This is a genomic window from Zoogloea oryzae (assembly GCF_030161255.1).
Taxonomy (GTDB): Bacteria; Pseudomonadota; Gammaproteobacteria; order Burkholderiales; family Rhodocyclaceae; genus Zoogloea; species Zoogloea oryzae.
The window spans coordinates 51656-75126 of the sequence record NZ_BSPX01000011.1 but is presented as its reverse complement, the minus strand read 5'-3'; the positions used below and the strand labels follow the sequence as shown (position 1 = coordinate 75126).

At 68.8% G+C, this 23471-nt stretch carries 21 protein-coding genes; 6 read left to right on the top strand and 15 right to left on the bottom strand.

Annotated elements, in window-relative coordinates; all coding sequences use genetic code 11:
* Positions 1-302: 302 nt before the first annotated feature.
* The 3 genes from QQK25_RS05920 to QQK25_RS05910 all read right to left on the bottom strand — a co-directional run bounded on the left by QQK25_RS05920 (position 303) and on the right by QQK25_RS05910 (position 2663).
* Positions 303-1196 (bottom strand): hypothetical protein, encoded by an 894-nt coding sequence (locus QQK25_RS05920; RefSeq protein WP_284187103.1) that lies wholly within the window; start codon positions 1194-1196, stop codon positions 303-305.
* Between the two features lie 264 nt (positions 1197-1460).
* A complete protein-coding gene (locus tag QQK25_RS05915) occupies positions 1461-1874 on the bottom strand; it encodes a secondary thiamine-phosphate synthase enzyme YjbQ (RefSeq protein WP_284187102.1) in 414 nt (137 codons plus the stop codon).
* A gap of 21 nt (positions 1875-1895) precedes the next feature.
* Entirely contained in the window at positions 1896-2663 is a 768-nt protein-coding gene (locus tag QQK25_RS05910) for a CPBP family intramembrane glutamic endopeptidase (protein ID WP_284187101.1), read from the bottom strand.
* A gap of 240 nt (positions 2664-2903) precedes the next feature.
* On the opposite strand from QQK25_RS05910, the gene hflX reads away from it, so the two are divergent.
* A complete protein-coding gene (gene hflX / locus QQK25_RS05905) occupies positions 2904-4232 on the top strand; it encodes a GTPase HflX (protein ID WP_284187100.1) in 1329 nt (442 codons plus the stop codon).
* A gap of 224 nt (positions 4233-4456) precedes the next feature.
* Here hflX and QQK25_RS05900 read toward each other — a convergent pair whose 3' ends face one another.
* Entirely contained in the window at positions 4457-5353 is an 897-nt protein-coding gene (locus tag QQK25_RS05900; protein WP_284187099.1) for a radical SAM protein, read from the bottom strand.
* 68 nt (positions 5354-5421) lie between these two features.
* Here QQK25_RS05900 and QQK25_RS05895 point away from each other — a divergent pair, with 68 nt between their 5' ends.
* Positions 5422-6315 carry a cation efflux transmembrane domain-containing protein gene (locus QQK25_RS05895; RefSeq protein WP_284187098.1) on the top strand — a complete coding sequence of 298 codons (894 nt, stop codon included), beginning with the start codon at positions 5422-5424 and terminating at the stop codon, positions 6313-6315.
* Here QQK25_RS05895 and QQK25_RS05890 read toward each other — a convergent pair.
* The 4 genes from QQK25_RS05890 to QQK25_RS05875 form a co-directional block, all read right to left on the bottom strand.
* Complete coding sequence (locus tag QQK25_RS05890) at positions 6260-7453, bottom strand: MFS transporter (RefSeq protein ID WP_284187097.1); 1194 nt, start codon at positions 7451-7453, stop codon at positions 6260-6262. The genes QQK25_RS05895 and QQK25_RS05890 overlap by 56 nt on opposite strands.
* Positions 7454-7572: 119 nt before the next feature.
* Positions 7573-8421 (bottom strand): archaetidylserine decarboxylase, encoded by an 849-nt coding sequence (gene asd / locus QQK25_RS05885; RefSeq protein WP_284187096.1) that lies wholly within the window; start codon positions 8419-8421, stop codon positions 7573-7575.
* A gap of 227 nt (positions 8422-8648) precedes the next feature.
* The gene (locus QQK25_RS05880) at positions 8649-8852 is read right to left on the bottom strand and encodes a heavy-metal-associated domain-containing protein (protein WP_153160540.1); all 204 of its coding nucleotides are present in this window, start codon (positions 8850-8852) and stop codon (positions 8649-8651) included.
* Between the two features lie 27 nt (positions 8853-8879).
* Positions 8880-9329, bottom strand: a complete 450-nt coding sequence (locus tag QQK25_RS05875) for a PACE efflux transporter (RefSeq protein WP_153160539.1) — start codon at positions 9327-9329, stop codon at positions 8880-8882.
* 96 nt (positions 9330-9425) lie between these two features.
* Here QQK25_RS05875 and QQK25_RS05870 point away from each other — a divergent pair, with 96 nt between their 5' ends.
* On the top strand, positions 9426-9992 hold the full coding sequence (locus tag QQK25_RS05870) for a DOMON-like domain-containing protein (RefSeq protein WP_284187095.1): 567 nt from the start codon (positions 9426-9428) through the stop codon (positions 9990-9992).
* Positions 9989-11197, top strand: a complete 1209-nt coding sequence (locus QQK25_RS05865; RefSeq protein ID WP_284187094.1) for an exo-beta-N-acetylmuramidase NamZ family protein — start codon at positions 9989-9991, stop codon at positions 11195-11197. Before QQK25_RS05870 ends, QQK25_RS05865 begins: the two co-directional genes overlap by 4 nt.
* A 66-nt stretch (positions 11198-11263) precedes the next feature.
* On the opposite strand, the gene fliW is transcribed toward QQK25_RS05865, so the two are convergent.
* Both fliW and QQK25_RS05855 read right to left on the bottom strand, forming a co-directional pair.
* Complete coding sequence (gene fliW / locus QQK25_RS05860; RefSeq protein ID WP_153160536.1) at positions 11264-11692, bottom strand: flagellar assembly protein FliW; 429 nt, start codon at positions 11690-11692, stop codon at positions 11264-11266.
* A gap of 209 nt (positions 11693-11901) precedes the next feature.
* Positions 11902-13467: a DEAD/DEAH box helicase gene (locus QQK25_RS05855; protein WP_153160535.1), complete on the bottom strand. Its 1566-nt coding sequence runs from the start codon at positions 13465-13467 to the stop codon at positions 11902-11904.
* 408 nt (positions 13468-13875) lie between these two features.
* Here QQK25_RS05855 and ypfJ point away from each other — a divergent pair, with 408 nt between their 5' ends.
* The gene (ypfJ, locus tag QQK25_RS05850) at positions 13876-14733 is read left to right on the top strand and encodes a KPN_02809 family neutral zinc metallopeptidase (RefSeq protein WP_284187093.1); all 858 of its coding nucleotides are present in this window, start codon (positions 13876-13878) and stop codon (positions 14731-14733) included.
* A 33-nt stretch (positions 14734-14766) separates the two neighbouring features.
* Here ypfJ and QQK25_RS05845 read toward each other — a convergent pair whose 3' ends face one another.
* Both QQK25_RS05845 and QQK25_RS05840 read right to left on the bottom strand, forming a co-directional pair.
* Positions 14767-16689 carry a transporter substrate-binding domain-containing protein gene (locus QQK25_RS05845; protein ID WP_284187092.1) on the bottom strand — a complete coding sequence of 641 codons (1923 nt, stop codon included), beginning with the start codon at positions 16687-16689 and terminating at the stop codon, positions 14767-14769.
* A 95-nt stretch (positions 16690-16784) separates the two neighbouring features.
* Positions 16785-17258: a VOC family protein gene (locus tag QQK25_RS05840; RefSeq protein WP_153160532.1), complete on the bottom strand. Its 474-nt coding sequence runs from the start codon at positions 17256-17258 to the stop codon at positions 16785-16787.
* 273 nt (positions 17259-17531) lie between these two features.
* Between QQK25_RS05840 and QQK25_RS05835 the strand changes: the two genes are divergently transcribed.
* Positions 17532-18536 (top strand): cytochrome-c peroxidase, encoded by a 1005-nt coding sequence (locus QQK25_RS05835; protein ID WP_284187091.1) that lies wholly within the window; start codon positions 17532-17534, stop codon positions 18534-18536.
* Between the two features lie 66 nt (positions 18537-18602).
* Here QQK25_RS05835 and QQK25_RS05830 read toward each other — a convergent pair whose 3' ends face one another.
* The 3 genes from QQK25_RS05830 to QQK25_RS05820 are packed head-to-tail and all read right to left on the bottom strand — an operon-like array spanning position 18603 to position 23466.
* Complete coding sequence (locus QQK25_RS05830; protein WP_153160530.1) at positions 18603-19325, bottom strand: response regulator transcription factor; 723 nt, start codon at positions 19323-19325, stop codon at positions 18603-18605.
* Positions 19322-21373, bottom strand: coding sequence for a PAS-domain containing protein (locus QQK25_RS05825; RefSeq protein WP_284187090.1), 2052 nt, complete (start codon positions 21371-21373; stop codon positions 19322-19324). Before QQK25_RS05825 ends, QQK25_RS05830 begins: the two co-directional genes overlap by 4 nt.
* Positions 21370-23466, bottom strand: a complete 2097-nt coding sequence (locus QQK25_RS05820; RefSeq protein ID WP_284187089.1) for a putative bifunctional diguanylate cyclase/phosphodiesterase — start codon at positions 23464-23466, stop codon at positions 21370-21372. The genes QQK25_RS05825 and QQK25_RS05820 overlap by 4 nt, the downstream gene beginning before the upstream one ends.
* Between the last annotated feature and the right edge of the window lie 5 nt (positions 23467-23471).

The following is a 23471-nucleotide window of genomic DNA, read 5'->3' as shown; positions in this document are numbered from 1 at the left end:
GGGCGTCACCACCGGCTTGGCTGCGGCGGCGGGTGTCACAGGGGCCGGCTTGGCGGCCGTCTGGGCCAGCACGGCCGGGGCGGCCAGCGCGAGGGCGGTGGCCACGACCAGCGGGCGCAGGGACAGGGGGGATTTCTGGGCGGATCTCATGAACGGTACTCCGGAAGACGCATGAGCCGGGGCGCTGGGGCCTCACGGCGAACCCGGCGAGCATAGCACCTCGTCTTTCCCGGGGTCCGTGAAGGCTGTGGCATGTTTGCGCTTTGCCAGCCGGCGGGTCCGCCATCCGCCGGCTGGGTGGTTCAGGGCGCCGGGATGGGGCGCCGGGCGATGCGGGTCAATGCAAGGCTGCCCATCAGCGCGAGGAGCAGGGAGCCCGGCTCGGGAACGGAGGTGTTCTCGTCGAGCACCCGGGTGGTGAGCATGCCTGGGTCGTTGGCGCGGGTGAAGTCGTCCACCAGAAAGCCTTCGCCGCTCAGCCAGACGGGGTTGTCGTAGCTGAGCGTGGACAGGCCCAGGGCGGTATCCCGCGCCCAGCCGTCGATCTGGATCTGGCCGCCGGAGGCGAAGAAGCCGATGCCGTCGCTGGTGGGCGTGAGCAGCAGTTCAAACAGATTGGCGCCGGCGATGGTCCGGTACGAGGGCGAACTGTTGGGCGCATGGACGAGTTCGAGGTTGGCGCCAAAGCCCGCGCCGGATATTTCCACGCCGTCGATGCTGACTGTCGGCTCGAGGCTCGCCTGGAGCGTGGCCTTGACGGCGTTCCAGACCGAGCGGTTCGAGGTGATGCTGACGTTCCAGGGCTTGGAGTAGTCGAAGACCGCGGGGCCGGCGAGGCGCCAGTCGGTTTCATACACGCCGCTGTTGTCGAGATCCGACCCCGCGGCCGGCGTGCCGCCGCCCTGGCGCGTGCCGGGCAGGAACAGCGGTGTGTAGAAGGTGGCGTTGCCGGTGAAGGTGGTGAGCGAGGTGAAGCTGAACAGGCCGCCGACGGGCGTGGTGTGCGGGTCGGGGGTGGAGGTGATGCGCAGCTCGCTGGTGACGCGCCAGGTGCCGTTGAGCCCGTCGGTGATGGTGACCTGCTGGGCGTCGAGGTGCACAGGCGTGGCCGCAGCCCAGTCTGCGCTGAACAGCAGGGCAAGGCAGATCGGGGCGGTAGTGCAGACCCGCTGCATCAGGGATGGCTGTGTCGTCATTTTCTTGTTTCTCCTCCTGGCTGATGGATGGGGCTGCGCAGGGCGACAGCCCGCCGGTAGACCGGGTGACGCAAGAGGATTGCAGGCGAGGCGGGAACGGGTGCGACGAATACCCCTCATGCGTCGAGGGGTTTGGAGCAATCGGCGTGCCCAAAATGGGAAGTGTGTGAAAACGCTGGGGTTTGTGATTGTTCCGTGAAATATTTCACGCCCAGTGTAAAGCGCGGCGACAGTTTTCCCCGGGTTTGGCCCGGCGGGCAGGCGTCACGGGAGCACCGTGACCACCACGCTGCGGGTGTGGCCGTGCGCCCGATGCTCCCACAGGAAGATGCCCTGCCAGGTGCCCAGCAGCAGGCGGCCGCCGCCCACCGGCACGGTGAGGCTCACGTCCGACAGCACGCTGCGGGCGTGGGCGGCCATGTCGTCGTCGCCTTCCAGATCGTGCCGGTAGGCCGGGTCGCCGTCGGGGGCGAGGCGGGCGAAGACGGTTTCGAGGTCGCGGCGCACGTCCGGGTCGGCGTTTTCGGTGATGAGCAGCGAGCAGCTGGTGTGCTGCACGAAGACGTGGGCCAGCCCGCAGTCGATGCCGGCGGCGCGCACCACCGCGGCCACGTCGGCGGTGATGTCGCGGGTGGCGCGGGGGCGGGTGGTGAAGCTGAGAATCTGCTGATGGGGCATGGGCGGTGGTCGGTATTGGGGTTAAGGGAGCATCACCACATGCCGATCGCCCCGCACGATGCTCGCCAGCACCACGATGCCCACCAGCACCGACAGGCCCAGCATGGGCAGGGTGGTGGCGGTGAGCCAGGGCTGGGCATAGCCGCCGGCGAGGAAGGCCGAGATGTCCCACGCGCCGTGGGCCACCATCGCCGGCCACAGGCGCCCGGTGTGGCGGCGGAACACGTACAGCACGCTGCCGCTCAGGGCCGCGAGGAACACCTGGATCACCCCCACCGCGCCGGTGCCCATCAGCACGTTGGGCAGGTGGAACAGGCCGAAGCACACAGCCGTCCATAGCGCCGCGCTGGATTCTGCCCGGCCGCCCTCCCGCAGGGCGCGCAGCACGAAGCCGCGGAACAGCGTCTCCTCCGCAAAGCCCACCAGCACCCCCGACACCACGACGGCCAGCAGCAGGTCGAGGGGCACGGCCTGCCAGTCGACGCCGGCCAGGCGCAGCGCGATGGCGGCCCACCAGAACCCCATCGCCGCCTTCATCACCCCGGTCACCGGCAGCCGCCGCGGGTCGCGCCACAGGTGATCCCAGCGGGTGATGGCCAGCCAGCCCAGCAGGACCACGCTACCCACCGCGAGGGACAGCACCCCCGTGCGCCAGGCATTGGCCGCCGTCTTGAACCAGTCCAGATACGAGATGCCGCTGCTCGACTGGATGACGAAGGTGATCAGCCCGTACAGCATCCACGCCATCAGGGCAGGGACGATGCCGGGCGCAAGGCGCGGAAGGGACATGGCGGTATGCAGGGTGTGAGGATGCGGCGGATTGTAGAACGTCATGCAGGCCCTGTAGGCCCTGTAGGTCGGACTTCAGTCCGACAACGCGGCCGGATCGGAGGGGGATGTCGGACTGAAGTCCGACCTACAGGGCGGCTGGGGCCCCATCCTTCCTGCCTTTCCCCACGAACTTCGCGGCCCCTGGCCCCATGGCGGGTACACTCCACTTTTGACCATTCGAGAGACGCCCCGCGCCGCATGCAAACAGAAGCCCGAGACACCCCCATCTACGCCGTGATCGCCGCAGTCCAGCTGCCCACCGTGCCCGACTTCGAGTTCGACGCCTCGCTCACCGAGCTGCGCGAACTCGCCAAGACTTTGGGCCTGCAGGTCGTCCACAGCTTCGTCCAGAAGCGCACCACCTTCGACACGGCGGCCTATCTGGGGGCCGGCAAGCGGCAGGAAGTCCGCGACTACGTGGCCGGCGACGACGGCCGCGAAATCGAGTTCGTGCTGGTGGATCACGAGCTGTCGCCTTCCCAGGCGCGCAATCTGGAGGTGGAGGTGGGCTGCGAGGTGATGGACCGCACCATGGTCATCCTCGAGATCTTCCACCGCAACGCGCGCTCCCGCGCGGCCAAGGCCCAGGTGGAGATCGCCCGCCTCGGCTACATGGCCCCGCGCCTGCGCGAGATGGCCAAGCTGGCCGGCTCCCAGGGGCGCCAGCGGGGCGGCGGCGGTGGCCGTGGGGCGGGTGAATCCCTCACCGAGCTCGACCGCCGCAAGATCCGCGACCGCATCGCCGAGCTCCAGCAGGAGATCATCGCCATGGACGCCGAGCGCAAGACCCAGCGCGCCCGCCGCCAGGGCAGCCGCGGCCTCGCCAGCGTGGCGCTGGTGGGCTACACCAACGCCGGCAAATCCACCCTGATGCGCGCCCTCACCGGCAGCGAGGTGCTGGTGGCCAACAAGCTCTTCGCGACCCTCGACACCACCGTCCGCGTCCTCTACCCCGAGAGCGTGCCCCGCGTGCTGGTGAGCGACACCGTCGGCTTCATCAAGAACCTGCCCCACGGCCTCGTTGCGTCCTTCAAATCTACGCTGGATGAAGCGCTTGAGGCCGAGCTGCTGCTCCACGTGATCGACGCCAGCGACCCCGGCTTCGAACGTCAGCTGGAAGTGACCGACACCGTGCTCGCCGAGATCGGCGCCGACGAAGTGCCCCGCATCCGCGTATTCAACAAGATCGACCACGTGGGCGACGCCGAAGCCCAGGCCGAACACGCCGCCGCACTGGAGGCCCGCTACCCCGGCTGCATCGTGATGAGCGCCCGCCGCCCCGACGACGTGATGCGCCTGCACGGCACCATCGTCACCTTCTTCCAGCGCGATCTGGTCGAAGGCGAGCTCTTCCTCCCTTGGTCCGCCCAGCAACTCCGCCAGGCCGTGTTTGCCCACTGCCAGGTGCTCGAAGAACGCGCCGACGAAGCCGGCGCCTTCTTCAAGGTGCGCACCGAGGCCGATGTGCTGGAAAAGCTGCGCACGCAGATCGGCGAGGCGGGAGAAGGCAGCCCCCCACCCCTGTAGGTCGGACTTCAGTCCGACATTTCCCCCTCGCTCATCAACCCGTGTTGTCGGACTGAAGTCCGACCTACAGGTTGATCCGCGAGGGGGTAACGGAGACCCTCGGTCGCTCAAAAATGAGGCAGCGTCGCCTGAAAATTAGGCGGCGGAGGGTGGCAATCACTCTCCGTCGATGAAAAATCACCCACCGCCCTGTGGGTCGGGCGTCAGTCCGACCTACGGAGACGCTACAACCCCCGTGCCCACGCCGGGCGCAGGTGGGCGTCGCCGGGGTCGGCGATGGCTTGCCGCACCTGAGCGAGCAGCTTTTCCTTGTCCGCACCCAGGGTGCCCTTGAGCACCAGCCAGTTGCTGGCGTGGTCGGAGCGGAACACCGTGCGGCGTAGCTCCAGCTGGCTGAGGAAGCGTTCCATCTCGTGGAAGAGGCCGGGCTGGTCCAGCGGCTCCCACTCCGCAAAGCCCTCGCGGAAGCGCGCTTCGCCCTTGGGGAAGCTCGCCACCAGCGTGGACAGGTACTCCGGCTGGGTGGCGTTGGCGAGGCGGGCGGAGTTGTCGGCGTGCTGGGCGGAATAGACCTGCCCGCCGAGGCCGTTGAGGATCATCACCGAGCGGGTGATGCCGGCCTCGCCGAGCTTGTCGAGGGCGCTGCGGGTGGAGTCGAAGGTTTCGCCCTTGTTCACCTTTTCGAGCACCGTGTCGTCGCCGGATTCGGCGCCGAGATACACCATTGCCAGCCCGGCGGCGCGGAGCTGGGCGAGTTCTTCCACCGTCTTCTTCTTGAGGTTGCGCGCCAGGCAGTAGCTGGAGACGCGATGCACCGCCGGCATGTGCTGGCGGATGGCGTCGAGGATGGCCAGCAGGCGGCGGGTGGGGAGCACCAGCGCGTCGCCGTCGGCCAGGAAGACGCGGCGGACCTGGTCGCCGTACAGCTGGCCGGTGCGGCGGATGCTTTCGAGCACCTCGTCCTGGCTGCGGGCGCGGAAGGCCTTTTGCGGGGCGGTGTACATCTCGCAGAAAGTGCAGTGGTTCCAGGAGCAGCCGTCGGTGACGGGCAGGATCAGCGATTGGGCCTCGGAGGGCGGGCGGAAGACGGGTTCGACGTAGCGGATGGGGATGCTGGACATGGGGCGGGCCTTTGCTGCGGTGCAGTCGATGAGGCTACCATCGGACGACTGGATTGCGGAGGTGCGGGATGAAGGACGGCGCGTCGTGTTCGGCGGGTTGCGGCTGCGGGCCGCAGGGTGGGGTGTCGGCTCAGGTGCCGGCCGGTGAGCCGGCGACGGGTGCGGCGCGTTTCCGGTCGACCTTCCGGGTGCCGGGGATGGATTGTCCGTCGGAGGAGGTGCAGATCCGCGCCGCGCTGGGCGGGCTGGCCCAGGGGCTGCGCTTTGATCTGCCGGGGCGCTCGCTGGTAGTGGATCACGCGGTGCCGGCGGGCGTGGTGCTGGGGCGGCTGCAGAAGCTGGGGATGGGCGCCGAGCTCGTCGACAGCGGCCCGGCCACCGCGCCGATGCCTGCGGCCCCGGCGTCCGACCCGGCCGCCGAGCGGCGCAGCCTGTGGTGGCTGCTGGCGATCAACGGGGTGATGTTCGTGATCGAGGTGGTGGCGGGCTGGTGGGCGGATTCGTCGGGCCTCTTGGCCGACGGCCTCGACATGTTTGCCGATGCCGCGGTGTATGGCACGGCGCTCTACGCGGTGGGGCGCGGCGCGCAGGTGCAGGCGAAGGCGGCGCGGCTCGCCGGGGTTTTGCAGCTGGCGCTGGCGGTGGGGCTGTTCGGGCAGGTGGCGCAGCACATCGCCCACGGCGCGGAGCCCCTCGCCGGGGCGATGATGGGGGTGTCGGTGCTGGCGCTGGTGGCCAACGTGGCCTGCCTGCTGAGGGTGGCGCGGCACCGGGACGGCGGCGCCCACATGAAGGCGAGCTACATCTTCTCGGCCAACGACGTGCTGGCCAACCTGGGGGTGATCGCGGCCGGGGCACTGGTGGCGTGGACCGGCGCCCAATGGCCCGACTGGCTGATCGGCAGCCTCATCGGCGCGATGGTGCTGGCGGGGGCGGTGCGGATTCTGCGCCTCCCTGCCTGACCAGCGGCCACAGGGCGACGAGGCCCAGCAGCGGGCCGGGCAGGAGGAGCCACGCCACCTGCTCATGCAGCGTGGGCCACAGGCGGGTGGTGAGGGCGATGGAACCCATGGTGATCGCAAAGCCGATGGCGTTCTGGAAGGCCAGCGCACTGCCCACGATCTCCGGCGGGCAGGCGCGGGCCGAGAGCGCCGAGAAGTGCGGCGAATCCGCCACCACGCTGGCGCCCCACACCAGCATCACCACCCCCAGCAGCCATTCCGGGCTGCCCGTGAGGAAGGGGTAGATTGCGCAGCACAGGGCGGAAACCGCCATCGCGATGGCCGCCACCCGGGCGCTGCCGATGCGCCGGCTGAGGAAACCGCCCGCCACGCAGCCGGCGGCGCCGATGCCGATCACTGCGAAGGACGGGCCCGACACGGCACCCTGCGTCACCTGCCCGACGAGCAGCGGCACGAGTGTCCAGAAGGCGTAGAGCTCCCACTGGTGGCCGAAGTAGCCGCCGGCCGAGGCGCGCAGGCGCGGCTCGAAGAAGGCGACGATCACCCGGCCCAGGCGCAGCGGTGGCGCGCCGGGCTTGCGTACCAGATGCGGGCCGTCGCCCAGCAGGGTGATGAGGCCGGCGGCCAGCACCGCCAGGCCCGACGACACCAGCACCGTGGCCTGCCAGCCCCAGCCCGTGTCGAGAAAGCGCACCCCGTGGGGCAGCGCGGTGCCGAGGGTGAGCATGCCCACCAGCCACGCCAGCGCCGCGCCGGCCTGCTGGGGCACCCAGCTCACCACCAGCTTCATCCCCAGCGGGTAGACCCCGGCCAGCGCCAGTCCCACGAAGAAGCGCAGGGGCAGCGCGGCGCCGAGGCCGTCGGCCAGCAGCGCGAAGGCGGCGTTGGCCAGCGCGCCGAGGATCGCGCAGACGGCAAAGATGCGGCTCGCCGCGAAGCGGTCGGCGAGGCCCGAGAGGGAAAAGCCGAGGGTGCCGGCGATGAAGCCCAGCTGCACCGCGTTGGTGAGCTGGCCGAGATCGGACGGCTGGAGCTGCCAGGCGCGCATGAGATCGGCGCCGGCGCTGTTGGCCGAGAACCACAGGGACGTGCCGAAGAGCTGGGCGACGACGATGAGGGGCAGCGCGGGCAGGCGCATCGGCAGGGCTCCGGTGGTTCGCGCTTCTGTAGGTCGGACTTCAGTCCGACATCATCGCGCTGGTCTGGCTGTGTTGTCGGACTGAAGTCCGACCTACAGGGCCTACAGGATGCTCGGGGTCAGGCGCGGCGGCCCATCGCCTCGCCCATGCGGATCGCGCGGGTGGGCGACCAGTCGGGGTTGAAGCTGAGGCGCCCCTTGGGGAAGAGCATGACGACGGTGGAGCCCAGCAGGAAGCGGCCCATCTCGTCGCCCTTTTTAAGCGTGACCTGGCCGGGGGCGTAGTCCCATTCCTTGATGGTGCCGGGGCGCGGCGGGTTGATCTGGCCGTGCCACACGGTGGCCATGCTGCCGACGATGGTGGCGCCCACCAGCACCAGCACGAAGGGGCCGGTCTCGTCGTTCTCGAAGACGCACACCACCCGCTCGTTGCGGGCGAACAGGCCGGGCACGCCGCGGGCAGTGGTCGGATTGACCGAGAAGAGCTCGCCGGGGATGTAGATCATCCGCGTGAGGCGGCCGTCGCAGGGCATGTGGATGCGGTGGTAATCCCGCGGGCTGAGGTAGAGCGTGGCGAACTCGCCGTCGTGGAACCACAGGGCGAGATCCCGATCGCCGCCCACCAGCGCGGTGGTGGAGTAGCTGTGGCCCTTGGCCTGGAAGATCTGGTCGCGCTCGATGCGGCCAAACTGGCTGATGGCGCCATCCACCGGGCACAGGTAGTCGGCGCTGGCAAAGGGCCGCGCGCCGGCCTTGAGCGGACGGGTGAAGAATTCGTTGAAGCTCGGGTAGCTGGCGATGTCCGGGTTGGCGGCTTCCGCCATGTTCACCCCGTAGCGCCCTACGAACCAGCGGATGACCGAGGTGGTGAGCCCGCCGGCCTTTGCGCTGGCCAGCTTGCCGGCCAGGATGGTGAGCGCCTGCTTGGGGATGAGGTATTGGGGAAGAACTTTCAGGCGGTCGGACACGGCGCGATCCCGGCGGTGGTGAAGGCGCGGATTATAGCTGCCGAGCCCGGTGCAGGCGCGCGGGCTGAGGTCTTGTAGGTCGGGCTTCAGTCCGACAACACCGTCGGATCGAAGCCCCGATGTCGGACTGAAGTCCGACCTACAAGGTCGGGGTGCGCTGCTGGGGATTCGTGCGGGTGAGGTGGGGGCGATGTCGGACTGACGTCCGACCTGCAGGTTCGGGGGCGTCAGCGGGTGGGAAAGCCGGCGTCTTCGATGGCGGCGCGGATGTCGCCTTCGGATACCAGCGTGCCGTGCTCGATCTCGGCGTGGCCGGTTTCGAGGGAGACCTCCACGTAGCCGATGTGGGGCAGATCCTGGATGGCGTTCATCACGGTGCGCAGGCATTCGTCCGACTGCATGCCGGAAATGGTGAGGGTGGTGGTGGGCATGGCGGGGCTCCGGGGTTGGATGTGCGCTCAGTGGGCGCGGGGTTCGATGGGGAAGAGGCGGTCGTAGGCCACGTTGAAGACGAAGGCGTAGGCGGTGTAGGCGGCGGCGAGGCCCAGGTCGGCCACCAGCGCCTCGATCCAGCCCATGGTGGTCCACCAGACGATCACCGGCAGGGTCATGAGCAGCAGCCCGCCTTCGAAGCCGGCCGCGTGGAGGATGCGCAGCGGCCACGGGCGGCGGTCGGCGGTGCGGCCGGTGAGGCGGCCTTCGATCCAGTCGTAGCTGCTGTTGTAGACGCCGTTCCACACGGCCGCCATCAGCGCCAGCACGGCCAGCAGGGTGAGGGATTCCTTCGGCGGAACGCCGGACAGCCACACGAAGGGCGGCGTGATGAGCAGCAGCCCGCCCACTTCAAACAGGGCGATCTGGCGGAGGCGGTCGGGCAGGCTGCGCAGGGCGGGCGCGGTGGCGGACATGGGGCGGGGCGGATTACAAACTGAGAGGGTTGCGGAGTTTAACGTGTCGGGCGAGACCGGCTAAACTGCCGGGCCGCCCGATCTCGATCCGACACCATGCCCGCTGCCGTGTTCCCGACCGAACCGCTCGAACTGCGCTCCCTCGTCTGCCACCCGGCGCTGCCGGACGGCGCGGTGAGCGGCATCTCCGTGACGCTGGCCGCCGGCCCGGACGGGCTGGTCATCCGTTACTGCCTCGACGGCGACCTCGCCGCGCTGCGCGTGCCTGACGCGGCCACGCCGCTGCCGCCCGAGCGCCTGTGGGCCCACACCTGCTTCGAGCTGTTCGTCGCCGAGGCCGGCGCGGCGGGCTACCGGGAGTTCAACTTCTCGCCCAATGGGCAGTGGATGCGCTTCGATTTTGCGGATTACCGGCAGCGCATTGCGTCGCCGGCCAGCCCCGCGCCGCGCATCCAAACCCGCCGCACCGACGCCGGGCTGGAACTGGACGTCACCCTGAGCGTCGAACAGTTACCGCCGGGCGATCTCGTCGTCGGCCTCACCGCCGTCGTCGAGCACGCCGATGGCAGCCATGCTTACTGGGCCCTGCGCCATCCCGCCGCCCAGCCCGATTTCCACCATCGCGACGGCTTTGCCCTCGCCCTGAAAGCTGTGAACCCATGATCCAATTCGGCCTCGACCGTCTGCTCGCCGACCCCGCCCTGCGCAAGCCGCTGGCCGGCAAACGCGTGGCGCTGCTCGCCCACCCGGCCTCCGTCACCCGCGACCTGACCCACGCCCTCGATGCCCTGATGGCCCTGCGCGACCTGCATATCACCGCCGCCTTCGGCCCCCAGCACGGCCTGCGCGGTGACAAGCAGGACAACATGGTCGAGTCGCCCGACTACTTCGATCCCCAGCACGGGATTCCGGTGTTCAGCCTGTACGGCGAGGTGCGCCGCCCGACGGCCACTATGCTCGACCGCTTCGACGTGCTGCTGGTGGATCTGCAGGACCTCGGCTGCCGCATCTACACCTTCATCACCACCCTGCGCTACGTGCTGGAGGCCGCCGCGAAGCACAAGAAGGCGGTGTGGGTGCTGGATCGCCCGAACCCCGCCGGCCGCCCGATTGAAGGCACGCTGCTCCAGCCCGGCTGGGAGAGCTTCGTGGGCGCCGGCCCGCTGCCCATGCGCCACGGCATGACGATGGGCGAGCTGGCGAAGTGGTTCATCGCCACCCTCAAGCTGGATGTGGAGTGCGAGGTGATCGCGATGCAGGGCTGGGAGCCCGAGGCCGCGCCGGGCTACGGCTGGCCGCTCGCCGAGCGCAGCTGGATCAACCCAAGCCCCAACGCGCCCAACCTGTCGATGGCCCGCGCCTACGCCGGCACGGTGATGCTGGAAGGCACGACGCTCTCGGAAGGCCGCGGCACCACCCGGCCGCTGGAGCTGTTCGGCGCGCCCGATCTCGACGCCCGCCAGATCATCGCCCACATGGAAACCATCGCCCCCAAGTGGCTGGCCGGCTGCAAGCTGCGCGAATGCTGGTTCGAGCCCACTTTCCACAAGCACGCCGGCAAGCTGTGCAACGGCGTGCAGATCCACGTGGAAGATCCGCTCCACTATAACCACCAGGCCTTCCGCCCGTGGCGCGTTCAGGCCCTGGCCTTCAAGGCCATCCGCCACCTGCGCCGGGATTACCCCCTGTGGCGCGATTTTCCCTACGAGTACGAGCACGACCGGCTGGCGATCGACCTCATCAACGGCTCGGAGATCCTGCGCGAGTGGGTGGACGACCGCAACTCGCGCCCGGGCGATCTCGACGCCCTGGCCCTGGCCGACGAGCGCGAATGGGACGAAACCCGGCGGCCCTTCCTGCTCTACTGAGCGCGGCTGGCCGCAACGAAAAAGGGCGCCCTGGTGGCGCCCTTGTCACATCAGCTGGCGGCGGGATCAGCCGATGGCCTTGAGGGTGACGCTGGCGTCCACCTTGCCGATGATCTTCTGCAGGCCACGACGGGTGGCGGTGTTGAGCACCAGCGGAGCCATCACGTTGGCGCGCACCGGCGAGGCGCCTTCGCCGCGGCTGACGATCAGCAGCACGCTGGCGTCGTCGGCGCTGCCCAGCTGAAGGGCGGCGACCTCGTCATCGCCGAGGGTGAATTCGTAGTTGAGGCCGAGGATGTCCGGCGTGGTGACGGTGAAGGCGACCTGGGGATCGTCCAGGCACTGGAGCACGAACAGCTTGGGCGCATCGGTGTCGGCGGTATGCACCAGGGTGAACTGGCGGCAGTTCTCGAAGCCCGGCAGGCCGGCCGGAAAGTCGATGACGCGGTCGGCCGAGACTTCCATTTCGCCGACGACAGGACTGGTGATTTTCATGGTTGTTCCCCCTTTGGTGTGAGCGCGGACAGGCACGGATGTCCGCGCCTTCGGATGCGTACTTTCATCATAGGCGGGGCGGGGGGAATCAACCCCGGGAGAAGAGGGGTTTTTTCACGGCTTTCCCGCGCTTGGCGGGCGGGCGCTTGAACGAAAAAAAGGGACGTCCGAGGACGTCCCTTGATCTGGCTTGCAGCTACCGCCGCGACTTAGCGGTCGCGGTTGAAGGTGCGGCCGGCACGCGGCTTGCCGCCGTCGCCGCTGCGGCCACCGCCAAAGCCGCTGCCGGCGTTGTGGTGGGTCGAGCTGCGCTTGGCAACATGGGGGAACTCGGTGCGATGTTCCGGGTGACGCGGACGGTCGGCGAATTCGGTGCGACGGTTGTCGCCGAAATCACGGGTGCCTTCGCTGCGGCCGGCCCACGGGCTGGCCGGACGGCTGTCGCCACGGGTGTCGTCACGACGCTCGTTGCGATCGAAACGGCCACCGCCGAAACCGCCGGCGGGCTTGTCGCCGAAACGGGCGCCACCGTGGCCGGCGGACGGACGCTTGTCGCCGAAACGCGGTGCGTTGCCGAAGCTGCGGCCGCCTTCGCGACGGGGGCCGCCGGGGCGGCGGTCGTCGGCGGGCATGGTGCTGCGCGGCTCGAGGCCCGGCAGGGTGTGCACGGCCAGCGGCTGGCGGGTGTAGCGTTCGATGGCGCGCAGCAGGCGCACGTCACGGCGCTCGGCCAGGCTGATGGCGATGCCGCTGGAGCCGCCGCGGCCGGTGCGGCCGATGCGGTGGACGTAGTCGGCGGCAACCTTGGGCAGGTCGTAGTTGATCACGTGGCTGATGGTGCGCACGTCGATGCCGCGGGCGGCAACGTCGGTGGCGATCAGCACGCGCAGGTGGCCGCGACGGAGTTGATCCAGGGTGCGGGTGCGCATGCGCTGGTTCATGTCGCCGTGCAGGGCGGCAACCGAGTGACCCATGGACTCGAGGTTGAGGGTCAGGGCGTCGGCGTCACGCTTGGTGGCGGTGAACACGATGGCCTGATCCACGCCGACATCGCGCAGCAGGCCGTCGAGCAGGCGGTTCTTGTGGCCGATGTCATCGGCGACCATCAGGCGCTGTTCGATGTTCTCGTGGCGGGTCTGGGCGGAATCGATCTCGATGCGCTCGGGATCCTTCAGCAGGCGCTGCATCATGCGGGCGACCTGACCGTCGAGGGTGGCGGAGAAGAACAGGGTCTGGCGGCTGGCGGGCAGCTTGGCGCAGATGGCCTCGATGTCGTCCACGAAGCCCATGTCGAGCATGCGGTCGGCTTCGTCGAGGATCAGGATCTCGAGGCGGGCGAAGTCGATGCGGCCGCTGTTCATCTGGTCCATCAGGCGGCCGGGGGTGGCCACGAGGATCTCATAGGGGCTGGACAGCAGCTTGTTCTGCACCGGGTAGGGCATGCCGCCGACGACGCTGACGGCCTTGGCGTAGCGCAGGTTCTTGCCGTAGCGCTTGGTGGCTTCGGTGACCTGCACGGCCAGTTCGCGGGTCGGGGTGAGCACCAGCACGCGGGGGCCGCGGGCCTTGATGGTCGGCTCGGTGGTCAGACGCTCGAGGGAGGGCAGCATGAAGGCGGCCGTCTTGCCGGAGCCGGTCTGGCTGGAGACGACGAGATCCTTGCCGGCGAGAGCGGCAGGGATGGCGGCTTGCTGAACGGAGGTGGGGTCGGTATAGCCGGCTTCGTTGACGGCTTTGACAATGTTCTCGGACAGGCCGAGGCTGGCGAAATCCATGTTCGCTTCCTTTATCTTTGTACTGCGGATGCGGTGCCCGCGAAGAAAAAACGGCAACGCGTCGCGGCGCAGGATGTGCGCGCAACAATAAGGCTGCCTGACTGGCATATCGGCACTAACCGATCAGGACAACCTCTCGTCGAATACGGGAGATATAGAAGGTCAGGGACGATGTGACTCGGTGCGAACCGCTTTGCACCGGACCGAGCACTATAGCGATAATGGCAAGGCGACACAAGGAAAATGTTGCGACGCAAAAAAATCAACCGGCCCGAGGCGGCGCTGCTGCGCGGCAGCCTGTCATCGGATGCGTGACTTTGTGTGTCGGAAAGGGCGCGGGTGGCGGGCTTCCTCGCGCCGGGGTGGCGCCCCGATTATTGTTGACCCCTCATCCAAAAAGGAACATCGATGCGTTTCGACAACAGCCGGGAGAGTAGCAACGTCGAGGACCGGCGCGGCGGAGGTGGCGGCGGTCTGCCCATCGGCGGGCGGGGGATCGGCCTGGGCACGATCGTGCTGGCGCTGGTGGCGATGTATTTCGGGGTCGATCCGAGCGTCGTGCTGAACCAGGCGGTGCAGGCACCGGCGCCCAGCGCGTCGCGCCCCGCGGGGCCGCCGGCCAATGATGCGGAGACGGTGTTCATCCGCCACGTGCTGGCCGAGACCGAAGACACCTGGACCCAGCTTTTCCGCGCCGGCGGAAAGGAATACGTCGAGCCGACGCTGGTGCTGTTCACCGGCGCCACCCGCACAGCCTGCGGGGTGGGGCAGGCGGCGATGGGGCCGTTCTATTGCCCGGCCGACCGCAAGGTGTACATCGACCTGGCCTTCTACCAGGAGCTGAAGACCCGCTTCAAGGCGCCGGGCGACTTTGCCCAGGCCTACGTGATCGCCCATGAGGTGGGCCACCACGTGCAGAACCTGCTGGGGATTTCGGAGAAGGTGCAGGCCGCGCGGGAGCGCGCCAGCGAGCGGGAAGCCAATGCGCTGTCGGTGCGGCTCGAGCTGCAGGCCGACTGCCTGGCCGGGGTGTGGGCGAAGAACGCCGACGCGGCCCGGGGCATCCTCGAAGCCGGCGACGTGGACGAGGCGCTGCGTGCCGCCACGGCGATCGGCGATGACAGCCTGCAGAAGCAGGCCCAGGGCTATGCGGTGCCCGATAGTTTCACCCACGGCTCGGCGGAGCAGCGGGTGCGGTGGTTCCGGCGCGGGATGGAGTCGGGTCAGCTGAACGCCTGCAACACCTTCCAGGCGCGGACGCTGTAGCGGCGTGTCAGCCAGGCCGCCGGCGGATGCCTGTCAGGTGTCCGCCGGCGGTTTGCCGTTTACGGCGTCGCGAAGCGCGGCTTCGAGCCCGTGCTGGGTGGTCTGGATGAGCCCGGCGAGGTCGATGGCGAGGGCGGGGTCGTCGTCCATCAGCGCCCGCTGCAGGGCGGCGGCATCGCGGCCGAGGTTCTGGTTGAGGGGGGCGAGGGCGCGGGTGAGCGCAGTCAGGCGCGCGTCGGTCTCGCGGCGGGCGAGGCGCTCGCGGGTCAGCCCGAACCCCAGGAGGAGGCAGCCGGCCGCAAGGGCGAGGCCGAGCCACAGGTGCAGCGGCTGGATGGTGGTGATCGGTGTGCTTGGCTGGCCGGGGTTGTACACCGTGTCGAGCCAGCGGTTCTTGGCGGTGGCGATGTCGGTGGGCGTGACCGACTCGAGCGCCCGGCGCAGGATGGCGGCGAGCTCGGGGGCGTCTTTGGTGACGCCGAAGTACAGCTCGCTGTCGCCGTCGGGCACGTGGCCGGCGATGTAGAGGGTGCCGAGAAAGCGCGACTGGATGAGCCGATTGACCGCGTGGAGGTTGCCGATGGCCACGTCGGCCGAGCCGGCGGCCACCAGGCTGAGGGCTTCCTCCTGGGTGGTCACCTCGATCAACTGGATGCTGGGATAGGCGCTGCGGATGCGGTTGATCAGGAAGTGATCCTTCAGCAGGGCCAGCTTGCGCCCGGTGAAGCTGGCCAGATCCCACACCTGCTGGAAGTTGCTGCGGGTGACGATGGCGGTGGGGGATGACAGATAGGGGCCGATGAAGTGCAGGTGCTCGCGGCGTTCGGGGGTGTTGGCGACGGCCACCAGCACGTCCACGTCGCCGCCGAAAGCCCTCTTGAGCACCGATGACCACGGGCCGGCGGTCTCGTTGACGGTGAGTCCGGCCTTGTCGCGCAGGAGCCGGAACAGCTCGATGGAGTAGCCCTCGGCCTGATGGTGGCGGTTGGTGTAGCTGAGGGGATAGAAGGCCTGGTCGTAGCCCATCCGCACCGGCCCGTGGCCGAGCAGCCAGGCCTGTTCGGCCGCGGTGAGCTGGAAGGACACGCCGGGAATGCCGTCGCCCGGGGGCAGGTAGCGGCGCACCAGCGCCTTGCCCTCTTCCTCGCTGATGAAACGCATTGCCTTTTGCAGGATGCCCATCAGCGTCGGCTGGGTGTTGCTCACCGCGACGGCCAGCGCCGAGAGGTCGGCGTCGAAGCGCTGGCGCACCTGCAGGTTGGCCAGCCCGAGCTGCTCGATGTAGAAATGGGCGACCGCCAGCATGCCCACGTAGGCGTCAGCGTCGCCATTGGAGACGGCACGCAGGGCGTCGGCCGAGGTGGCGGTTTCGACGAAGATGGCCTTGGGGCGGCTGCGCGTCAGGACGTCGAGGGATGCATGCCCTTTTTCGATGGCGATCCGGATGCCTTCCAGGTTGCCCGGCAGGGCGACCGCGCCGTTACCGCTGCGGGTGACGATGATGGGCGGGGAGTGCAGGTAGCCGCCGGTGAACAGGAACTTGCGCCGACGCGATTCGGTGGGGGTGAGGGTGGGGATGATATCCACCTTGCCGTGCTCCAGGGCCTGCAGCGCGCTGGGGAAGTCGTCGTAACGGGTGAACGTGAAGCGCAGCCCGGTGCGCCGGCTGAGGAGCTCGAGGTAGTCGGCGCTGGGGCCGGTGTAGCGCTTGTCGCGCCATGAATAGAAGGGTTGGTGGTCGGGCCCGTTGCCGACCCGCAGTTCGGGGTGGGCATCCAGCCACATGAGCTCGGCCTGACTGAGGCTGGCCCGGAAACGCGTCACCGGATCGCCGTCCCAGTCGGTTTCGTTGCGGGCGGCGCTGGCCACCGATGCGGCGAGATATCCGGCAATGGCCAGACAGAGCAGCAGCAGGCGAACGAGGCGTGCAGCCAGGGCCTGGCTGGAGTGATTCATGGCTTCAATCTGATTGGATGGCGCGGGAATGCGAATGGTATTCGTTTTCCCGCGCCGTGGGGGTGCCGGGACGGTTATCTGTCCCTTCGGGGCGATCAGCCCGCGAGTTTGGCGAAGGCGTCCACCACTTCCGGCGGCGCCTGGACCAGCTCGATCAGCACGCCTTCACCGCCGATGGGGAACTCCTCGTTGCCCTTGGGGTGCAGGAAGGTGATGTCGAAACCGGCCGCGCCCTTGCGGATGCCGCCCGGCGCAAAGCGCACGCCATTGGCGCTCAGCCACTCGACGGCCTTCGGCAGGTCATCCACCCACAGGCCCACGTGGTTGAGCGGGGTGGTGTGCACGGCGGGCTTCTTCTCGGGGTCGAGGGGTTGCATCAGGTCGACCTCGACCTTGAACGGGCCCTTGCCCATGGCGGTGATGTCCTCGTCCACGTTCTCGCGCTCCGACTTGAAGTTGCCGGTGATCTCGAGACCGAACATGTCCACCCACAGGGTGCGCAGGCGATCCTTGGACGGGCCGCCGATGGCGATCTGCTGGACGCCGAGAATCTTGAAAGGTCTGGTCATGGTTGTTCTCCCTCGTTTATTTAGTCAGAACCGGAAATTGTACGAGCGGGGGGCGGGGCGAGGAAGGGGCGCGGTGCCGATGGCGGGGGCGCGCCGCCCGGGGTGTTTCGATGGGTGGCCGGTTTGCCTTTGTTTGCGGGAGCTGACGACATCCGGGTATCTCTTAAGCATTGCTTAAGTTTTGTGCGGGATAATCAAAGGCTGTCCGGCCCAGCCTGTCGTGCAGCTTTCGGCGGGCATGTCGGGCGCCGTCATCACCCACTGGAGCGTCCCATGAAATTCGAATTCAAGCCCGGCCTTGCGCTGCTTGCCTGCCTGCTTGCCCCGCTGTCGGCAGCCAATGCTGCCACCGGTGGCGAGCCCATCCAGCCGATCGCCCCCGCCCGCGTCGCCAGCCCGGCCACGGCCGAGCTGGGCAAGATGCTGTTCTTCGATCCGCGTCTGTCGAAGTCCGGCTTCATCTCGTGCAACTCGTGCCACAACCTGTCGATGGGTGGCAGCGACAACCTGAAGTCGTCCATCGGCCACGGCTGGCAGAAGGGCCCGATCAACGCGCCGACGGTGCTCAACTCGCGCTTCAACCTGGCCCAGTTCTGGGATGGCCGCGCGGCCGATCTGAAGGCCCAGGCCGGCGGCCCGATCGCCAACCCGGGCGAGATGGCCTACAGCCATGAGCTGGCGGTGAACACGCTGAAGACCATCCCCGGCTACCGCGGCGCCTTCAAGAAGGCCTTTGGCTCCGACGAGGTGACCATCGACCGCGTGACCCAGGCCATCGCCACCTTCGAGGAAACCCTGGTGACGCCGGATTCGCGCTTCGACAAGTGGCTGAAGGGCGACAAGAAGGCGCTGACCGCCGACGAGCTGGCCGGCTACAAGCTGTTCAAGGACAGCGGCTGCGTGGCCTGCCACAACGGCCCGGCGGTGGGCGGCAATTCATACCAGAAGATGGGCGTGGTGGAGCCGTACAAGGCCAGCAGCCCGGCCGAGGGCCGCGTGGCGGTGACCGGCCAGGACGCCGACCGCTTCAACTTCAAAGTGCCGACCCTGCGCAATGTCGAGCTCACCTATCCGTACTTCCACGACGGCGCCGCCAACACCCTGCCTGAAGCGGTGGACACCATGGGTCGGGTGCAGCTGGGCCGCAAGTTCAGCGCCGAGGAGAACGCCCGTATCGTGGCCTTCCTGAAGACGCTGACCGGCAAGCAGCCGCAGTTTGCGATGCCGATCCTGCCGCCGTCGGCCGATGCCACGCCGCGGCCCAAGCCCTTCGACTGAGGGCGTTTTCGCGTCGAACCAGAACCCGCTTCCGCCCTCAGGCGGGGCGGGTTTTTTGTTGGCGGATCAGCCCAGCCACTCGACGCTGGCGCACAGCAGGTAGCCGGCGCCATAAACCGTCTTGATGATCTTCGGATCCTGCGGGTCGTCTTCGAGCTTGCGGCGCAGGCGGGAGATGCGCACGTCGATGCTGCGGTCGAAGGGGTCGAGCTCGCGCTCGCCGATGAGCTGCTCGCGGGTGAGGATCTTGTTGGGGCGCTTGAGGAGCGTCTGCAGGAGCGCGGCTTCGGCGGCGGAGAGGCTCACTTCGCGGCCGTCTTCGTGGGTGAGGCTGAGGCGGCCGATGTCGAAATGCCAGCCGGCGAAGCGCACGGCGCTGTGGCCGGCGGGCTCGCTGGCCGGGGCTTTCTGGTAGCGGCGCAGGATGGAGCGCACCCGGGCGACGAGCTCGCGGGGCTCGAAGGGCTTGACGAGGTAGTCGTCGGCGCCGAGTTCGAGGCCCAGCACCCGGTCGGTGAGGCCGTCGCGGCCGGTGAGGATGAGCGCCGCGCAGGGGTGGTTCTCCTGCAGTTCGCGCAGCACCTGCAGGCCGTCCATGTCGGGCAGGCCCAGGTCGAGGATGGCGAGTTCGGGCTGCTCCCGGCGGGCGCGGGAGAGCAGAGCCCGGCCGGTGCCGAAGGTTTCGCTGCGGAAGCCGTATTCGGCGAGGGTGCCGGCGATCAGCCGGGCGATGTCGGCTTCATCCTCGACGACGAAGATGAGCGGCGTGTCCTTGTCGGGTGTGGTCATGGGGCGGTGGGCTCCGAGGGGGCGAAGGGCGCCACGGCGCCGCGGATGGCGGCGGCGAGGGCGGCCCGGTCGAAGGGTTTGCGCAGGGTCGGGATGTCGGGCGTGCCCGGCGGTGCGTCGCCGGTGGCGTAGCCGGTGATCAGCAGTATCGGCAGTGTAGGCCGAAGGCTGCGGGCGGCGGCGGCCAATTCGCGGCCGCCCATGGCGGGCATCACGGTGTCGGAGACGAGGAGGGCGATGTCCTCGACGGCCTCGAGCATGGCCCGGGCCTCGAAGCCGTTGGCGGCCTCGATCACCGGAAAGCCGAGCTCGGTGAGCTGCTGGCGGATCACCTTGCGCACCTCGGGCTCGTCCTCGACCAGCAGCACGAGGCGGCTTTCGGCGGCGAGGTCGATGGTCTCGGGCGGCGGCGCGGCGGGCCTGGCGGTGGGGGCGTCGGTCATCGGCACGATGAAGCGCACGTTGGTGCCCTTGCCCGGGGTGCTGAGGATGCGGATGTTGCCGCCGGACTGGCGGATGAAGCCATACACCATCGCCAGCCCGAGCCCGCTGCCGGTGCCGAAGGCCTTGGTGGTGAAGAAGGGCTCGAAGAGCCGCGGCAGGAGCTCGGGCGGGATGCCGGTGCCGGTGTCGGAGACGTCGAACTGCACGTATTCGCCGGCGGGCACCTCGACCAGCAGGGCGAGGCTGGCCGACACATGGCGGCGGGCCACGGCGATACGCAGCTCGCCGCCTTCAGGCATGGCGTCGCGGGCGTTGATGGCGAGGTTGAGGAGGGCGTTCTCGAGCTGGTGCGGGTCCACCAGCGCGTAGAGCTTCTCGGTGGGGAGCTCCAGGTGGATCGCGATGCGCTCGGTGAGGGAGCGCGACAGCAGCTGGGTCATACCGTGCACCAGGGCGCCGACTTCCACCGGGCTGGGCTCCAGCGGCTGCTGGCGGGAGAAGGTGAGCAGCCGGCGGATCAGCTCGGTGCCGCGGCGGGCGGCCGAGAGGGCGGGGTCGAGGAAATCGTCGAAGCCCTGGCCGGCGGGCAGCTTGTCCTTGAGGGTGGCGAGGTTGCCGGTGATGATGGTGAGCAGATTGTTGAAATCATGGGCGAGGCCGCCGGTGAGCTGGCCGACGGCTTCCATCTTCTGGGCCTGGATCAGTGCGGCCTGGCTGGCCTTCTGCTCGGTGATGTCGATGGAGAGCACAAAGTAGCCCTGCACGCCGCCGGCCACCGAGGCTTCCGGCACCACCGCGCTGCGGGCATATACCTGCTTGCCAGCGGCGTTGGTGCGGGAGTATTCGTAGCTGACCTGCTCGCCGGTGGCGGCCTGGTCGAGGTAGGGCTTGATCTGGGCGTAGGCCTCGGGGCCGAAGACTTCCTCGATGCTGCGCCCGACGATGGCGTCCCGGTTGAAGCCGAACCATTCGGTGTAGCCGCGGTTGGCGAAGCGGTAGCGCTCACCGGCGTCCACGTAGGCGATGAGCGCGGGAATCGCGTCCATGATGAGGCGCAGGCGCTCTTCGCTGCGGGACAGCTGCCCGGCCAGGGCGTCGAGGCGGGCGGTGGCGGCTTCGAGCTCGGCGGTGCGGGCGCGGACGCGCGTTTCGAGTTCGGCGTTCTGGCTCTCGATCAGGCGCTCGTAGCGGCGCTGTTCGGTGATGTCGGTCCACAGGGAGACGAAGCCCAGATTGGGGATGGGCACGCCGCGGATCGCCAGCACCTGGCCGTTGGGGCGGGTGCGCTCGGCGCTGTGGGGCTGGAAGGCGCGCACCGAGGCCATGCGCTCGGCGATCAGGCGCTCCACGTCGCCGCTGCCGTATTCGCCCCGCTGGAAGTTGAAACGCAGGAACTCCTCGAAGGGCGTGCCGACGCGCACCAGATCCTCGGGGAAATCCAGCAGGCGCAGCAGGGCCTTGTTCCAGGTGACGAGCTTGGGCGTGGCGTCGAACACCGCGATGGCCTGGTCGAGCAGGTCGAAGCCGGCGAGGAGGAGGTCGTAGCGGCGCAGCTCTTCGGGCGAGCTGGGCTTGATGAACGGCGTGGCGATGCGGGCGATCATGCGGGCTGGCAGGCGATGAGTTCGAGGAAGGCGTCCTCGGGCATCGGGCGGGCGAACAGGTAGCCCTGACCGTAGTCGCAGTGGGCGGCGATGAGGCAGTCGCGCTGGGCTTCGGTCTCGACGCCTTCGGCCACCACTTCCAGCCCGAGCTTGTGGGCCATGGCGATGATGGCCTCGGTGATGGCGAGGTCGCTGGGGTCGGTGGTGAGGTCGCGGATGAAGGAGCGGTCGATCTTGAGGGTGTGGATGTCCATCCGCTTGAGGTAGGCCATCGCCGAGTAACCGGTGCCGAAGTCGTCAAGGGAAGTCTGGATGCCGGCCGCGGAAAGGCGGGCGAGCTGGGCGGTGACCGTGGGGCGCTCGTCGAGCAGCAGGCCTTCGGTGATCTCCAGCGCGATGCAGCTGCCGGGCAGCTGGCGGCGGTCGAGCTCGTCGAGCAGCACCTCGAGCGAGGTGCCGGTGGCGAACTGGCGGGGCGAGGCGTTGACGGTGATCTGCACCTCGTCGGTCGCGCCCGCGGGCTGCATGTCGCGCCAGCGGGCGACGGTGGCCACCGCCTGGCGGAACACCCAGGCGCCGATGGCGTCGATGAGGCCGAGCTCTTCGGCCACCGGGATGAACTCGGCCGGGGGCACCGGGCCGCGCTGGGGGTGGGTCCAGCGCAGCAGGGCTTCGGCCTTGTGGATGCTGCCGCTGCCCAGGCTGGGGATGGGTTGGAAGTGCAGGCTGAGCTGGCGCTCGGCGAGGGCTGCGCGAAGGTCCTTGCCCAGCTGCACGCGCAGCATGGCGCGCTCCTGCATGGCGGGCGAGAAGTACGAGAAGCGGTTACGCCCTTCTTCCTTGGCGTGGTACATGGCCTGATCGGCCTGCTTGAGGATCGCGACGGGGTTGTCGGCGTCCTGGGGGAAGAGGGTGATGCCGATGCTGGCGGAGACGTAGGCCTGCTCGTTACCCAGCTGGAAGGGCTCGGTGAGGGCCAGGATGATGTCTTCGGCGATGCGCTCGATGGGGGCCCGCTCGGAGAGGCCGGGCAGCAGCACGGTGAATTCGTCGCCGCCCTGACGGGCCACGGTGTCGGTGCCGCGCACGCAGCCCACCACGCGGCGGGCGGCTTCCATCAGCAGCTGGTCGCCCGCTTCGTGGCCGAGGGCGTCGTTCACTTCCTTGAAGCGGTCCAGGTCGATGAAGAGCACGGCCAGGCTGCCCTGGTCGCGCTGGGCGCGCTTGATCTGCTCGGCCAGGCGGTCGTTGAGGAGGCGCCGGTTGGGCAGGCCGGTGAGCGGGTCGTAGTTGGCCTGCATCCAGATCAGGGCTTCGGTCTGCTTGCGGTCGGTGATGTCGGTGATCACGCCCACGAGCCCGCCCACGCTGCCGTCGGAGCGCAGCCAGGTGGCCTTGTTGAAGATGACCTCCTTGCGCATGCCGTCGGTGGATTCGACGGAGGCTTCGTAGGTCTGCACGCCGGGGTGGTCGAAGAGCTGCTGGTCGGCCTCGTGGTAGCGGGCGGCCAGCTCGGGCGGGGAGATGTCGAACACCGAACGGCCGATGAGCTCGCCCCGCTGGCGGCCGATGTAGGTTTCGAAGGCCTTGTTGCAGCCCAGGTAGCGGGCCTGCTCGTCCTTGAAGAACACCGGGCTGGGGATGGCCTCGAGCAGCTGGCCGATGAAGTGCAGCTGCTCGACGGTGGTCTGCTCGGCGGCCTTGCGGGCGGTGATGTCGAGCATCAGCCCGATGATCGCCGGGCGGCCTTCGAGCTGGGTGCGGTTGCCGAAGACCTCCATCTCCAGGGTGCGACCGTCGCGGTGCTGGCCGCGGAAGGTGTAGTGGGCCGTGCTGGCTTCGCCGCGGATGCGCCGGGCCACGTTGGCGAGCACCCGCTCCCGGTCGTGGGGCGCGACGAACTGCTCGAGCGCCGGTTGGTTGCTGATGTCGTCCGGGGTGTAGCCGAACATCTCGGCAAAGCGCCGGTTGGCGTAGCGGATCACGTGATCCTGGATGACGTAGACCCCGATGAGGTCGTTGCGCAGCAGGCCGAGCAGCAGCGACTCCGCTTCGCGGACGAGGGCGTCGGTCAGAGGTGGGGGAGGGGGCATGATGT